15 protein-coding genes are annotated in these 13,585 nt (G+C 50.0%); 5 read left to right on the top strand and 10 right to left on the bottom strand.

Translation table 11 applies throughout. The annotated features are described in order from the left end of the window. The first annotated feature begins 211 nt into the window (after nt 1-211). The 3 genes from ACO0LG_RS07665 (at nt 212) to ACO0LG_RS07655 (ending at nt 2,726) form a co-directional block, all read left to right on the top strand. Nucleotides 212-1,150, top strand: coding sequence for an ADP-ribosylglycohydrolase family protein (locus ACO0LG_RS07665; RefSeq protein WP_423024949.1), 939 nt, complete (start codon nt 212-214; stop codon nt 1,148-1,150). Beyond that, a complete protein-coding gene (locus tag ACO0LG_RS07660) occupies nt 1,147-1,605 on the top strand; it encodes a macro domain-containing protein (RefSeq protein WP_423024947.1) in 459 nt (152 codons plus the stop codon). Before ACO0LG_RS07665 ends, ACO0LG_RS07660 begins: the two co-directional genes overlap by 4 nt. A gap of 74 nt (nt 1,606-1,679) precedes the next feature. Beyond that, nucleotides 1,680-2,726 (top strand): ADP-ribosylglycohydrolase family protein, encoded by a 1,047-nt coding sequence (locus tag ACO0LG_RS07655; protein WP_423024945.1) that lies wholly within the window; start codon nt 1,680-1,682, stop codon nt 2,724-2,726. Between the two features lie 96 nt (nt 2,727-2,822). On the opposite strand, the gene ACO0LG_RS07650 is transcribed toward ACO0LG_RS07655, so the two are convergent. Together ACO0LG_RS07650 and polA are read right to left on the bottom strand one after the other, a co-directional pair. Beyond that, on the bottom strand, nt 2,823-3,575 hold the full coding sequence (locus ACO0LG_RS07650; RefSeq protein ID WP_423024943.1) for a hypothetical protein: 753 nt from the start codon (nt 3,573-3,575) through the stop codon (nt 2,823-2,825). 183 nt (nt 3,576-3,758) lie between these two features. Then, nucleotides 3,759-6,545, bottom strand: coding sequence for a DNA polymerase I (polA, locus tag ACO0LG_RS07645; RefSeq protein ID WP_423024941.1), 2,787 nt, complete (start codon nt 6,543-6,545; stop codon nt 3,759-3,761). Between polA and ACO0LG_RS07640 the strand changes: the two genes are divergently transcribed. Beyond that, nucleotides 6,546-7,283 carry a TIGR00730 family Rossman fold protein gene (locus ACO0LG_RS07640; RefSeq protein WP_423024939.1) on the top strand — a complete coding sequence of 246 codons (738 nt, stop codon included), beginning with the start codon at nt 6,546-6,548 and terminating at the stop codon, nt 7,281-7,283. It abuts the gene before it with no gap. Between the two features lie 167 nt (nt 7,284-7,450). On the opposite strand, the gene ACO0LG_RS07635 is transcribed toward ACO0LG_RS07640, so the two are convergent. Beyond that, nucleotides 7,451-7,573, bottom strand: a complete 123-nt coding sequence (locus tag ACO0LG_RS07635; RefSeq protein WP_423024937.1) for a hypothetical protein — start codon at nt 7,571-7,573, stop codon at nt 7,451-7,453. Between the two features lie 184 nt (nt 7,574-7,757). Here ACO0LG_RS07635 and ACO0LG_RS07630 point away from each other — a divergent pair, with 184 nt between their 5' ends. Then, on the top strand, nt 7,758-8,318 hold the full coding sequence (locus ACO0LG_RS07630; RefSeq protein ID WP_423024935.1) for a hypothetical protein: 561 nt from the start codon (nt 7,758-7,760) through the stop codon (nt 8,316-8,318). Nucleotides 8,319-8,386: 68 nt separating this feature from the next. Here the strand turns inward: ACO0LG_RS07630 and ACO0LG_RS07625 are convergent, their stop codons facing one another. The 7 genes from ACO0LG_RS07625 to ACO0LG_RS07595 form a co-directional block, all read right to left on the bottom strand. Beyond that, nucleotides 8,387-8,962, bottom strand: coding sequence for a hypothetical protein (locus ACO0LG_RS07625; RefSeq protein ID WP_423024933.1), 576 nt, complete (start codon nt 8,960-8,962; stop codon nt 8,387-8,389). Nucleotides 8,963-9,062: 100 nt separating this feature from the next. Further along, nucleotides 9,063-10,022 (bottom strand): IS5 family transposase, encoded by a 960-nt coding sequence (locus ACO0LG_RS07620; protein WP_423024931.1) that lies wholly within the window; start codon nt 10,020-10,022, stop codon nt 9,063-9,065. Nucleotides 10,023-10,080: 58 nt separating this feature from the next. Beyond that, complete coding sequence (locus ACO0LG_RS07615) at nt 10,081-10,311, bottom strand: hypothetical protein (protein WP_423024929.1); 231 nt, start codon at nt 10,309-10,311, stop codon at nt 10,081-10,083. 130 nt (nt 10,312-10,441) lie between these two features. Then, nucleotides 10,442-10,990 (bottom strand): hypothetical protein, encoded by a 549-nt coding sequence (locus tag ACO0LG_RS07610; RefSeq protein WP_423024927.1) that lies wholly within the window; start codon nt 10,988-10,990, stop codon nt 10,442-10,444. Next, entirely contained in the window at nt 10,987-11,682 is a 696-nt protein-coding gene (mtgA, locus tag ACO0LG_RS07605; RefSeq protein ID WP_423025567.1) for a monofunctional biosynthetic peptidoglycan transglycosylase, read from the bottom strand. Before mtgA ends, ACO0LG_RS07610 begins: the two co-directional genes overlap by 4 nt. After that, on the bottom strand, nt 11,682-12,518 hold the full coding sequence (aroE, locus tag ACO0LG_RS07600) for a shikimate dehydrogenase (RefSeq protein WP_423024925.1): 837 nt from the start codon (nt 12,516-12,518) through the stop codon (nt 11,682-11,684). Before aroE ends, mtgA begins: the two co-directional genes overlap by 1 nt. After that, nucleotides 12,515-13,585 (bottom strand): TonB C-terminal domain-containing protein, encoded by a 1,071-nt coding sequence (locus ACO0LG_RS07595; protein ID WP_423024923.1) that lies wholly within the window; start codon nt 13,583-13,585, stop codon nt 12,515-12,517. The genes aroE and ACO0LG_RS07595 overlap by 4 nt, the downstream gene beginning before the upstream one ends.

Raw genomic sequence — 13,585 nt, 5'->3', positions numbered from 1 at the left:
GCGCCATGCGTACCAAATTTTCCTCCCGTATTTACACCGCGTTTGTACATATTAGTGCGCGCGGGGCTCGCAACAGGTTAATAGTTGTGCAGGAATCTCTCTTTTATTCAAAATAAAACTAAGATAGTTGCAATTAAATACTAACAAGATTAATATCTGTTGATAGAACTACTTAACGCAAGCTTTGAGCGTGCCAAGAATGGAATAAATCATGGGTATCACTTTAGAACAACGCTATCTCGGTACACTGGCTGGCCTGGCCTGCGGTGATGCCGTAGGTACGACGGTAGAATTCTCAGCACGCGGCAGTTTCACACCTGTGACTGACATGGTTGGCAAGGGCCCTTTTGGCTTGCTGCCTGGTGAGTGGACAGACGACACCTCGATGGCATTGTGCCTGGCAGAAAGCCTGCTGACGAAAGATGGCTTCGACGCCAAAGACCAGATGGGACGTTACCTGAACTGGTGGAAATGGGGTTACCTGAGTTCTACCGGTATCTGCTTTGACATAGGCAATACCGTTCGTGCTGCCCTGTCGCGCTATGCTAGCAGCGGTGAACCCTACGCTGGCGCAGAACATCCCAGCACGGCTGGCAATGGTTCATTGATGCGGCTTGCCCCGGTCGTGATGTTTGGTTACCCGGATATACCAGCAGCCATCCACTATGCAGGAGAAAGTTCACGCACCACCCACGCCGCGCCAGAAGCCATACAAAGCTGTCAGTTGCTGGCGGCGATACTGTGCAAGTTGTTTGCCGGATGTAGCAAGGCTGACTTATTTACGGACCTGTCTTTCACGCCGACCGAGCCAAAAATCGTAGCTCTCAGCAAAGCTGGTTTCATTGATAAAGACAGTACACAAATATGCGGCAGCGGTTATTCGGTTGAATCCCTCGAAGCCTCGCTATGGTGCTTCATGCACACCGACAGCTTTGAAAGCGCCATCCTCACCGCTACCAACCTGGGTGACGATGCAGATACCACAGCCGCCATCACAGGGCAAATTGCCGGTGCCTATTACGGGGTAGAAGGCATCCCTGCAAAATGGCTGGAGCGCCTCGCCATGCGCGAAGAAATATTGCGCATGGCGCGGGACTTGTATGAGAGGTTTGGTAGGAGAGACATTTCACCAGCAAGAGAGTCAGCATGAAAGAATGCACAGGAGACTTATTGGTACTCGCCCTGCAAGGGGAGTTTGACGTTATCGTCCATGGCTGCAATTGTTTTTGCAATATGGGCGCTGGCATCGCCAAGAGCATCAAAAAACAGTTCCCTGAAGCCTATACAGCAGATCAAACCACCTTGCCTGCCGATCATGCCAAGCTGGGCAGCTATAGCCAGGCCAGGATACAAAGAGGCGACAGGCAGTTTGTCATCCTCAATGCCTATACCCAATTTGACTGGCGTGGTCAGGGGGTGAAAGCCGACTATGCAGCAATACGCAAGGCATTTGCCGCAATACGTAAAGAATTCGATGGCTTGCGTATTGCGTATCCATTGATATGTGCTGGCCTTGCTGGTGGCGACTGGGTAAAGATTGCAGCCATCATTGAAGAAGAACTGGATGGCATGGATCATACGCTTGTGCGGTTTGATGTCATTTAATGCCATTTGAAACCCGATTACTCTTGCAAGATGATGATGACGCAATGCGATCCATAACTATCCAGAAAGAGGCTATGCCAGTTTCAGCATCTGATGCAATCGCGGGCTGCCTGATGGGCGGCGCAGTAGGCGATGCCATGGGCTTGCCGTTTGAAGGCCTATCGCCACGCAGGATAGCGCGTTTGCGTAAAGGGTCACTACGATATCGTTTCTTCTTTGCTCATGGCATGATCAGTGATGATACTGATCACGCGATCTTTGTCACGCAGGCGCTGATCAAGAGCAAGGGAGATATCGGTAAATTCAAGAAGTCTCTGTCTTGGCGTTTGCGCCTTTGGTTGATATGCCTGCCTGCGGGCCTAGGGTTTGCTACCCTGCGAAGCATCATCAAGCTGTGGCTGGGGTTTACAAACAGCGGAGTCTACTCGGCTGGCAACGGCCCCAGCATGCGCAGCGCCATGATAGGAGCTATACTCTCAAATGACGCCTCAGCACGCAATGCCCATGTACAGACATCTACCCTGCTTACGCATACTGACACCAAGGCTTTTACTGGTGCACTGGCGATTGCCGAAATCGCAGCACGATTGGTCAATCAGACATGGCAAACCAGGCCTTCTCTGGATGAATTGATTAACCTGCTGAACAGTTTGTCAGACGACACTGAATGGCAAGCTGCCGTTAAAGGCATACAAGAATCTTGTCTTGCACCCGATCCTGCATTAATTGCGCAAAACCATTTTGGCGGCAAGCATGGCATCTCGGGCTACACCATGCATACGGTGCCATTCGCCATCATTGCCTGGTACCGGCATTTTGGCAGCTATCACAATACGATAGACGCAGTGGTAAATGCTGGTGGAGATGTAGATAGCGTAGCCGCTATTGCAGGTGCATTGGCAGGTGCCAGTGTAGGGCTAGCTGGCATCCCGCAAGAGTGGCGTGATGGTTTGATGGACTGGCCACATAGCCGCCAATACTTACAGATATTGGCTAGCAAGGTGAATGATCCTGAAGTGAAAGCCGGGCTACATTTTTCTTTTTGGCTATTTCCACGCAATATTATTTTTTTGGTGATTGTTTTACTGCATGGTTTCAGGCGTTTACTGCCGCCGTATTAGCACGCAGGTTGGGCCGGGCCTCGCCAGGCTACGCTTCACCAGTCCAACACTCACGCTTTGATGAATATGCTTATTCATAAGCAATGAAGTCTCTATCTATCCTACATTGTTTTGAGGAAGACTTTGTTTTACTTTCAACGCGTCGATAAGTACAGATCGATTTAAAAAATGAATTTTTTTGGAAGTGGGCGTACCTCGGATTGCCATTCCACAAAAAACTACTTTTGATATTTCATTTGAGTTTGCAACAATTGTGAAAACTGGAGCTCCACTAAAACCACTAAAGGTCGACAATCCAAATGTATCTGATATTTCCAACTCGTGAATAAAATTTTGCGACTCGCCCAGATAATTTCCTCTGAGTATTATTCGCTCATTGCAAATCATTGATTCGTCATTTTGAATAAAATTCTTTTCTTCTGGATATCCTAATAAGAAAAAATTCGAGTTATCTTTGCAAGCTAGCCAATCTTCTAAATCGTCTGATAAGCGAATAAAAGACATCAAAGGAAAATCTTGATTACCAATTTTGGAAGTGTCTACTGCAATTACTGCAATGTCCACAAAATCGTCGTCTGCGGACGCTTCTGAAACAAAAAAAACATCCTTTAAAGGAAGAAATCTTGAGCATTGATCCGATGGAAATATACAAATCGGACCAAGTGATTCAGGTCTAAGGGAGTGGCGAGTTGTTATTACAAAGGGTTTCCCATTGAATTCGGCCAGAAATACTGTGCCACTCAAAGAATACGGAAATTCTGAAATTCCGGTTTCAAAAACTAGTGGCTGAACAGCAGAAGCTATTATTTCAATTATAGGATTTTGATTTAACATTTTTCTAAAAAACAATTCCTCTCCCAATTGAATAGAAATTTAACTTGCTCAGAGGTATTCATTACTATTGAAACTTCACTTCCTCATTTAATGAGTACTTTTATCAAGCGCCCAATGTTGGGCTGATAAAGCGTAGCCCAACCTACGAGATTGCAAACACATGATTAACTAACCAGGGGCACAAACTACGGCTGCCCCTCAATGCGCCTCTTCCCAATTCCCCCCCACGCCCACTTCAGCCAATAAAGGCACATCCAGCTTCGCCACGGTCGCCATCAACTCTGGCAGTTTTTGCTTGACCAGTTCCAGCTCGGCCTCTGGCACTTCTAGCACCAGTTCATCGTGTACCTGCATAATCATTCTGGATTGCAGCTTGTCTGTCTCCAGCCAATTTTGCACGGCGATCATGGCGAGTTTGATGAGGTCAGCTGCTGTGCCTTGCATGGGGGCGTTGATCGCTGCGCGCTCTGCTCCGGCGCGGCGGGGGCCGTTGGGGGAATTGATTTCTGCCAGCCACAGGCGGCGGCCGAAGACGGTTTCTACATAGCCGTGGGCTTTGGCCTTGGTGCGGGTGTCGGCCATGTATTGGGCGACGCCGGGGTAGCGCTGGAAGTATTTGTCGATGTAGCTTTGCGCAGCTGATCGTTCTATGCCGAGGTTGCTGGCGAGGCCAAAAGCGCTCATGCCGTAGATGAGGCCAAAGTTGATGACCTTGGCATAGCGGCGCTGCTCACTCGTTACTTCTGTCAACGGTACGGCAAAAATCTCGGAAGCCGTGGCGCGGTGAATGTCTTCGCCATTGGCAAAGGCGGCCAGCAGACTGGCATCACCAGAGATATGGGCCATGATGCGCAATTCGATTTGCGAATAGTCGGCAGAGATGATGACATTGCCCGGCCCTGCCACAAAGGCTTCGCGTATGCGACGGCCTTCGGCAGTGCGCACGGGGATGTTTTGCAAATTGGGGTCATTCGATGACAGGCGGCCAGTGACGGCCACGGCTTGCGCATAATTGGTGTGGACGCGGCCTGTGCTGGCGTTGACCATCTTGGGCAATTTATCGGTGTAGGTGGATTTGAGTTTGGCCAGGCCACGGTATTCAAGCAAGACTTTGGGCAGGGGGTAATTCTCGGCCAGTTTTTGCAAGACTTCTTCATCGGTCGATGGTGCGCCGGAAGGCGTTTTCTTGACGACAGGCAGGCCCAGCTTGCCAAAGAAAATCTCACCCAGTTGTTTGGGTGAATTCAAATTGAAGGGTTGCTCAGCCAGTTCATAGGCCTTGTTTTCGAGTTCAATGAGGCGCTTGCCAATTTCATGTGACTGGACATCGAGCAGGTCTTTGTTGATGTGCACGCCATTGCGCTCTACCTTTTGCAAGACGACCGAGGTCGGTATTTCTATCTCGCGATAAACGCGCAGCAAATTGGCATCCGGCTCTATCTCTGGCCACATGGCCAGGTGCAGTTGCAGGGTGATGTCGGCGTCTTCAGCCGCATAGGTGGTGGCGCGTTCTATGTCTACCTGGTCAAAGCAGATCTGGCTTGCGCCTTTGCCACAGACTTCTTCAAAACTGATGGTCTTCTTGCCGAGATGGCGCATGGCGAGGCTGTCCATGTCATGCGATTTATGCGATTCAAAGACATAGGATTGCAGCAGGGTGTCATGGACTATGCCGCGCAAATTCACGCCCTGGTTGGCAAAGATGTGGCTGTCATATTTGAGGTTTTGTCCGACCTTGGCTTTGCTGTCGTCTTCCAGCCATGGCCTGAGTTTATCCAGCACCAATGCCTTGGGCAATTGATCAGGCGCGCCAGGGTAGTTGTGGGCGACCGGTATATAGGCTGCATGCCCTACTTCGCAACATAGCGAGATGCCGACCATTTGTGCCGTCATCGGGTCCAGTGAAGTGGTTTCCGTATCCACCGATGTCAGCGTCGCAGCATTAATGCGGGCCAGCCACTCATCCAATGCGGCTTCGGTCAGGATGGTCTCATAGTTCTGTTGAACTGGCGTAGCGGGACTGTCAGTGTCTGTCGCATCATCATTGAACAAACCAGCCTGCACTGAATTACTGCCACTGGTGGCTGCTTTGGCGGCAGGTAGCGGCGTCGCACCGGCAGTAGCGTCACCAGTCAGTTCACGCAGCCAGGTCTTGAAGCCCCAGCGGCCGGCAAAGCCAACCAGTTCTGTCTTGTCTTCTTCTTTGGCGATCAGGCTGTCTTGTATGGACGTGTAATGTCCGGTCAGGTCGCAATCGGTCTTGACGGTGATCAGCACACGGCCTTGTGGCAGCCAGTCCAGCGCACTGCGCAGGTTGTCGCCCACTACACCCTTGATCTTGTCGGCATTGGCGATGACACCATCCAGGCTGTCGTATTCAGCCAGCCATTTAACGGCGGTCTTGGGGCCGCATTTGGCAACGCCAGGTACGTTATCGACGGTGTCGCCTATCAATGTCAGGTAATCGACGATGCGGTTGGGTGGCACGCCAAATTTGGCCAGCACGGCGGGCTCGTCGAGCTTTTCATTGCTCATGGTGTTGATCAGGGTGACATTAGCATTGACCAGTTGCGCCAGGTCCTTGTCACCGGTAGAGACGATGGTGTTCATGCCCAGCTTGGTGGCTTCTACTGCCAGTGTGCCGATAACGTCATCAGCCTCTACCCCTTCGACCATCAGGATAGGCCAGCCCATGGCCTTGACGGCGATGTGGATGGGTTCTATCTGCAGGCGCAAATCGTCAGGCATGGGCGCGCGCTGGGCCTTGTATTCAGCATACAGGTCGTCGCGGAAGGTTTTGCCTTTGGCATCAAACACACAGGCGATGTAGGCTGCCGGGTAATCAGTACGCAAACGGCGTAACATATTGATCATGCCGTGTATGGCACCCGTTGGCTCGCCTTGTGCATTACGCAGGTCGGGCAGAGCATGGAAGGCGCGGTACAGATAGCTAGAGCCATCAACTAACAAGAGAGTATTTTGCATATGAACGGAAACAGAAAAGATGTAACGAGGTTGCGCCAGATTATCGATCAGGAAAAAGCAACTTCGCTGAAAGCGCGGGAATCATGGCATATGTTCACGATTATGGCAGAATTTATCGAGTCCACCGAGAGGCTTTCATCGATCCGCCCTGCAGTGACGATTTTTGGGTCTGCCCGTACCAAGGATGACCACCCTGATTATGTCAAATGCGTGGATTTATCGCGTCGTTTGTCGGACGAAGGTTTTGCTGTCATCTCTGGCGGTGGCCCCGGCATCATGGAGGCTGCCAACAAGGGCGCTTTCGAGGGGGCATCGCCCTCAGTCGGCCTGAATATAGAATTGCCACATGAGCAACGTAGTAATCCCTGGCAAAACATCAGCCTCTCCTTCCGTCATTTTTTTGCGCGCAAGGTGGCTTTTGTCAAATATGCCGATGCCTATGTGGTTTTCCCTGGTGGCTTTGGCACTCTCGATGAAGTCAGTGAGGTCTTGACACTGATACAAACCGGCAAGACCCGCAACATCCCGGTGATTTTGGTAGGCACTAGTTTCTGGCAAGGTTTGCTGGACTGGATCAGGGTGCAAATGGCAGGCAACGGCATGATCAACCATGATGACCTCAACCTAGTACAACTCATCGATGAACCAGCCAATATCGTCGATGCGATTTTTGCGTTTTACGAAGCCAGGGATATTAATCTGACTGAGGAGCAAAGACAGAAGATGCTGTATTTGTAGGATAAATTTGGTAGGGTGCGCCGTGCGCACAGTTCGTGCAGCTTACGCAAAACCGGTGCGCACGGCGCACCCTACCAGGATTTTGAAGCCCCAAATCATTTAACTTCTATTTGTTTTTTACAGCCCCCTGCTCTACCTGCGGAAAACTCTGTATCACCTCACCTTTGTCATGCAGGAAATTCAACATGGCCTGGGCCTTCTGGTGTCACCAGCATCATGATGCGCGGCTTGCCTTTGGCGTTGGCCATGATGATGGCAGATGATTTGCCATGGGTCTTGCCGATGAACATGCGGTTGGTTTGCTGGCCGCCGGCGTCCTTCCATTTCTGCAGCAGCGCATTTTTTTTGCATCTGCGTTTCTATGCGCCGAAGGTATAATTATTAGACCCATGCGCGCACACTCTTAGCAGCCTTCTGAAAAATTTTATCAATGCAGCTTTTGCAGTGCTCCAGAAACTACATGACTACCGGACAATGACTACCAACCAGTTCCCGCAAATTAATTCTGCATTATTCTCCCATGAACGCCTGCTATGGTCAGGCCAGCCGCGCCAGGGCATGATGTTCCAGTTCACTGATTTGTTCATGGTGCCCTTCAGCCTGCTATGGGGTGGCTTTGCGCTATTTTGGGAATACAGCGTCATCACTTCTGGCGCTCCCCTGTTTTTTTGCTTGTGGGGCATCCCTTTTGTACTGATAGGTTTGCACATGATAGGGGGCCGCTTCTTTCTTGAAGCAAGGCAAAGAGCTGGCACTTATTATGCCGTCACCAGTGAACGCATACTGATCGTCTCCGGCCTGTTCAACAGCAATCTGAAATCACTGGACCTCAAAAACCTGGGTGAAATCAGCCTGACTGAGGCTAAAGAGGGCGAAGGCAGTATCGTGTTTGGCAATAACCCACTGGCAACCCTGTTTGGCGGACTCTCAAGCCTGCCTGGCAGGATGAATGCGAAGACGATGACGCAGTTTCAATCCATCGCCGGGGCGAAACAGGTATTTGAGTTGATACATCAGGCCAAGAGGATGGCTTAAGGTATTCACCAACTGAAGAAACCGCTGGCGTGTTCAGCAATATTCATCCTTGAGAATCTTCATACGAGTCAATAGCCTTGTTGAGGATGATTGAGTGATGCCCATTTGCTATACATGCCAGATAATAGTTGATTACCAGTATGGTCAACTAATTTCTTAAATGCGCTTTTCGCATCCTCAAGTAACCATCCAGGGCTATTTAATACCTCCCAAGCCAGCTGATAATCACTATTACTGATTGCGTCACTGAAACTTGCACTGAGATCAAAGTTCAATTGCATCCCGTTGCTGGCTAAGTCAAAGCCGGTCTTCCCATACGTAGTTCCACCTTGGCGGTTCTGAAGATATTTTGGAACACCCGATCTGAAGACATCCAGTCTCAAATAATTTTGTTCGTCGATTGTTTGTAAGCTATTGAATTCATCGACGCCCAATAAGCTGCACAACTGATAAATCTCACTAGAAATATCTGAATCTTCTTCCAAATAATCTTGTAAAGACCTTCTAGCTAAGTAATAACAGAACTGCTTTTCATTGAGGCCGATTTCAAAAAGTTCAGAGTCATCAATCATCAAGTCAACAAAACTAAGGAACATCTGATTAAGTTCTAATTTTCTTAAACTTCGAAACCAAGTGCTACTCATTCATAAAACATGCTCACAAGAGCATGTTTTTTAGTGGGAATTGGGACAGATTTCTCCGAATTTCCCTTGTTCTTGCGCGATTTCTCGCGCAATCGGCACACTATGCCCCTTGCATGTGCATCAAGCGCCTGCGGACCATGAACAGATTCGCTAGCGCACAAGTGACAAACAAGCGATGCGCGTTCTTCTGCAATCCGCGATAACGCACCTTCGCAAATCCAAACACGCGCTTGATGATCCCAAAGGCATGTTCTACCTTGGCCCGGATGCTTGACTTGCGACGGTTGGTCAGACGTTCTGCATCTGTTAATGCATGACTGCGTGTAGCACGGCAGTTAGTAAAATCTTTCACCTTGGGTGCCTTACTACGCGCAGCCTGCTTTTGGCCCAGGTAGGCGGAATCACCCCAATAACGCGTCTCTTGTCCGTGCAGCAGGTCCGGTAATACCTGGCTGTCATGAACATTGGCACCCGTTGCGACAACGCTGTGTATCAATTTGGTCTTGCTGTCCACACCAATGTGTCCCTTCATGCCGAAGTGCCATTGATTCCCTTTTTTGGTTTGACGCATTTCCGGATCACGTTCTCCCTCTTTATTCTTGGTCGAAGACGGGGCAGCAATGATGGTGGCATCAACGATAGTGCCGCCCGACACCTTCATCCCACGCTCTTGCAAATGACGGCCTACTTCCTCAAAAATACGTTTGCCAAGTGCATGCCGTTCCAGTAAGTGCCGAAATTTACACACCGTCGTTTCATCAGGAACAGGCTCGCTGCCCAGGTCTATGCCGACAAAACTGCGCATGGAAACTGATTCGTACAAGGCTTCTTCAACGGCTGGATCAGACAGGTTGAACCATTGCCGCAGGAAGTAGATGCGAAGCATACGCTCTACACCTACCGGCGGACGTCCGTTTCCAGCCTTCGGATAATGAGGCTCAACCAGCTCGCACAGCATTGACCAGGGCACAGCCTGATTCATCTCGGACAGAAATACCGCCCGCTTCGTCGTCTTCGCGTAACGTTCAAAGCTTCCTTGGGCAAATGTAGTCTGTCTCATGGCTTTAATCATTGACGGTGGATGATGCTTCTATTAACGTTTCTGAATCAGATTGCGTTTACTTAATCAGAGATTCCCTAACTTTAGAATCAACGATGTCATACAAAAACGCACCAAAATACTGAAAGGACCCAATTGAATTTGCAATGGGTATAAGGGCAGGAGGAAAACCGAAACCATCATGAAATGGAATTTCAAGCCCAAGAATTTCGCTAAATCGTAGATTGGAATCTTTTAGTTTATTTAACTGCTTCACATTTAAAGCAGCCAATATATCCTCATATTCCATGTCGTTATCTTATAAAAATTGAGATTCCAGTCAATTTATCGCCGTAAAACGAATGGTGCGCATGGCGCACCCTACGAATCAGTAAAGGTATGGGCAAGCGATAGTCGTGCTGTAAGCAGCCCTGTCCAACCTATTTCGTTGCCTTATCAATCGCACGGTTCATGGCTTTCAGATGCAGGTCTTCCTCAGCACTGGATGCCGGGGCGCTTTTACCGAGTGCCTGCTCCATGATTTTTTTCTTCATTTCTTCATTGCTCATGGAAGCCGGGTAGTTATTATCTGCGCCTTTGCCGCCATCTTCTCTGGCAACCGCAGTTTTTGGCGGCTCCATGCCCTTGGAGTCGTTGAGCTTGATTTTTTTGGTCGTAGGGTTATTGTCCAGACACAGGGTGTCTGAATACACGGTCTTGCTATCAATGGTACAGCGACGCACGCCTTCGCTGGTGGTGGCAGCCTGGCGCATGCCGGGGCCCTCACTGCTGCCGGTTGGCAGACCTGTGGTTTCTTTGACGTCATTGCTGATGACAGCAGCCGCCTTGCCAAAGCGTGCCCATATATCTTGCATGGGCAGGTGGCCGTAGCGCATGTAGTAGAGAAAGCCCATACCTAATGAAGCGACCAGCATGGAGAGAATGGCGACGGCGATCAGGCTCAGCCCGCGTTGTTTTGTATATTTCATGGTAGTTCAGAATTATTCATGCGCTGCAGAATGACTTCGCTACGTCTTTGCAAATAGCCAGAGCCTGGGTTTTTATAAAAATAGCGTGGCTTGGGCAACATCACGGCCAGTCTGGCAGCTTGAGATGGCCCAAGGTTGGCAGCAGTTGTATGGTAATAATTTTGGGCTGCTGCTTCTGCACCAAAGACACCGACGCCCCACTCCACCACATTGAGGTAAATCTCCAGGATGCGTTGCTTGTCCATGCATTTTTCCAGCATATAGGTGATGATCAGTTCTTCGCCCTTGCGGAAATAGCTGCGGTCAGGCGAAAGAAACAGGTTCTTGGCCAATTGCTGGGTAATGGTGGAACCACCAGAAACGACCTTGCCTTTTTTCTGGTTTTTTTCGTAGGCGGCTTGCATCGCTTCCCAGTCAACTCCTTCATGATCGACAAAGCCATCATCTTCTGAAGCGATGACAGCACGCTTGAGGTGATTGGAGATACGGTTATAAGGCACCCATTTATGCTTGAGCTGGAAGTCTGGCTTTTTCTCTTGCAAGACACTGAGTTGCTGACGCATGAAGCTGGTAGAGGTAGGGTTATGGTCTATCCACCACCATACATGCGCCAGGTAATAGGCCTGCAACAGCGTGAACAGCAGCAGGGGTACGAGTACCAGCCAGAACAGGATGCGGCCAAATAATTTCATCACAAGCTCGCTTGCAGGGCGGCGCGCATTTCTGCCAGTACCGGTGCCGATGGCGGGCGCACGCCACGCCATAGGGCAAAGGCTTCTGCTGCCTGCTCGACGAGCATGCCCAGACCATCACGGCATTGCGCACCGTGGCTGGCAGCAAGCCGCAAAAATGCGGTGGGTGCAGCGGCATACATCATGTCATAGGCCAGTGTGGCTTTGCCAAATACTATCGTAGCCAGGGGCGGCACATCATCATTGATGCTGGCCGAGGTGGCATTGATGATGACATCAAAAGGCTGTTGCAAATCTTCAAAACGACAGGCTTGCAGCTCACAACGATCACTCAGGCTGCTGGCCTGTTGCTGTAAATCCTGGGCTTTGGCAAGCGTACGGTTGGCAATCGTCAATGAAGCGGGTTCTTCCTGCAACAGCGGCAGCAAGGCACCACGGGCAGCACCGCCGGCACCCAGCAAGAGCAGGCGCTTGCCGCGCAGGCTGACACCGGCATTGCGCACGATATCGGCCACCAGCCCTATGCCGTCTGTATTGTCGCCATAGATATGGCGGTGCTCAAACTTGAGGGTATTGACAGCACCGGCAATCCTGGCGCGCTCACTCAATTCTGTCGCAAGAGCAAAGGCTTCGAGCTTGAATGGCAGGGTCACATTGGCGCCCTTGCCACCTTGCGCGATGAAGTCATGCACTGAATGGGAAAAACTGTCCAGCGGCGCCAGCAGACGCTGGTAATCAATTTGCTGGCCTGTCAGCTCTGCAAAGCGGGCATGAATGGCAGGTGACTTGCTATGTGCAATTGGGTTGCCGATGACAACGTAGTGGTCAGTGCTCATTCTGGTGCCCCACGCAGTTCGGTTTGCAATTGAAGATCGCGATTGAAAGTAAATTTAGTGATGACAGCCCATACATCCGTCTTATCCTCAGAGCGCATATTTTTGGGAAATACGCCAAATGGTGCTGAACGACGCACAATATTCAAAGCCGCAGCGTCAAGAGCCCTGTTGCCGGAAGATTTTTCAACTCTTGGACCGCCCTCAGCTTCAAAGATGGTGCCATCTTGAAATACTGGAATATATACGGTCAATTCACCATACATTTTTTTCCCGTCTTTTTGAGGAAAATTGAGTGTTCCCATATCTTCGATGCGCTTTGTCATTAGCTTGTAATACTGCGCATAACCAGCTTTTTGGGTACTCGGTGTAATGAAGGTTTTGCGAGGACGTTTATTTTGATCTTCAATGTGCTGATCAATCTCCGCCGCGGTACGGGACAGAGGCTTACTTGTATCTGCCTGGTCAGTACCATTTGCAGGTTTGGGCCTATCATCTTTCAAGCGTTTGTCTTGCTCTTCAACGCGCAGTTTCTCTTGTCGCTTTGCCTGATCCAACAATTGTCTTTGCTGTTCTTCAAGCTCAGTGATACGACGGGTTTCAGCACGTACTGCATCGCCATCCTGGCTCAGCTTCATGTCCGGCAAAGGTGACTTGCTGCGACCACTATCGTGCGCGCCGCCACCATCAAGATCCGCTTGTGCCAGCGCTTCAGCCTTGACGGGTCGCTTTTCATGTTTTGCGTTGACAAGGATAACTTCCAGATCTGGCTCACGCAGCTTATTGTCTGCCGTCCTGGGCGCGACAAAATGTATCAGCAAAGCCGTTGCGTGCAATACTAGCGACGCTGTGATGGCGACACCAAAAATCAGTTTTTCATAACTCAATTTGCCTGCACTGATCTGCGCAGTTTTACCTGTACTTGTGCTCACTACAGGAGCTTTGCTCCCAGTCGCGGCAATAGCCGCAGTGACACCATCCCCTGCCTTGGCAAGCTGAACCTGCTCATCAGGCTGTTTTTCTCGTTTAACCTGTTTTACAGGTTTGGTTTTCTTATTCTGACTTTTCAT

Origin of the sequence: Undibacterium sp. Ji42W (assembly GCF_049340405.1) — a bacterium.
In the GTDB taxonomy this organism is placed as follows: domain Bacteria; phylum Pseudomonadota; class Gammaproteobacteria; order Burkholderiales; family Burkholderiaceae_D; genus Undibacterium.
This window is presented reverse-complemented; position numbering and strand designations above follow the sequence as displayed.

Excerpts from the sequence above, each read along its gene's own strand:
- aroE (WP_423024925.1), bottom strand. The coding sequence starts at position 12,518 with ATGAGCACTGACCACTACGTTGTCATCGGCAACCCAATTGCACATAGC.
- ACO0LG_RS07610 (WP_423024927.1), bottom strand. The coding sequence starts at position 10,990 with ATGAAATATACAAAACAACGCGGGCTGAGCCTGATCGCCGTCGCCATT.
- mtgA (WP_423025567.1), bottom strand. The coding sequence starts at position 11,682 with ATGAAATTATTTGGCCGCATCCTGTTCTGGCTGGTACTCGTACCCCTG.
- ACO0LG_RS07635 (WP_423024937.1), bottom strand. The coding sequence starts at position 7,573 with ATGTTCATCGGCAAGACCCATGGCAAATCATCTGCCATCATCATGGCC.
- ACO0LG_RS07660 (WP_423024947.1), top strand. The coding sequence starts at position 1,147 with ATGAAAGAATGCACAGGAGACTTATTGGTACTCGCCCTGCAAGGGGAG.
- ACO0LG_RS07625 (WP_423024933.1), bottom strand. The coding sequence starts at position 8,962 with ATGAGTAGCACTTGGTTTCGAAGTTTAAGAAAATTAGAACTTAATCAG.
- ACO0LG_RS07640 (WP_423024939.1), top strand. The coding sequence starts at position 6,546 with ATGAACGGAAACAGAAAAGATGTAACGAGGTTGCGCCAGATTATCGAT.
- ACO0LG_RS07620 (WP_423024931.1), bottom strand. The coding sequence starts at position 10,022 with ATGAGACAGACTACATTTGCCCAAGGAAGCTTTGAACGTTACGCGAAG.
- ACO0LG_RS07665 (WP_423024949.1), top strand. The coding sequence starts at position 212 with ATGGGTATCACTTTAGAACAACGCTATCTCGGTACACTGGCTGGCCTG.
- ACO0LG_RS07615 (WP_423024929.1), bottom strand. The coding sequence starts at position 10,311 with ATGGAATATGAGGATATATTGGCTGCTTTAAATGTGAAGCAGTTAAAT.
- polA (WP_423024941.1), bottom strand. The coding sequence starts at position 6,545 with ATGCAAAATACTCTCTTGTTAGTTGATGGCTCTAGCTATCTGTACCGC.
- ACO0LG_RS07630 (WP_423024935.1), top strand. The coding sequence starts at position 7,758 with ATGACTACCAACCAGTTCCCGCAAATTAATTCTGCATTATTCTCCCAT.
- ACO0LG_RS07595 (WP_423024923.1), bottom strand. The coding sequence starts at position 13,585 with ATGAAAAGTCAGAATAAGAAAACCAAACCTGTAAAACAGGTTAAACGA.
- ACO0LG_RS07655 (WP_423024945.1), top strand. The coding sequence starts at position 1,680 with ATGCCAGTTTCAGCATCTGATGCAATCGCGGGCTGCCTGATGGGCGGC.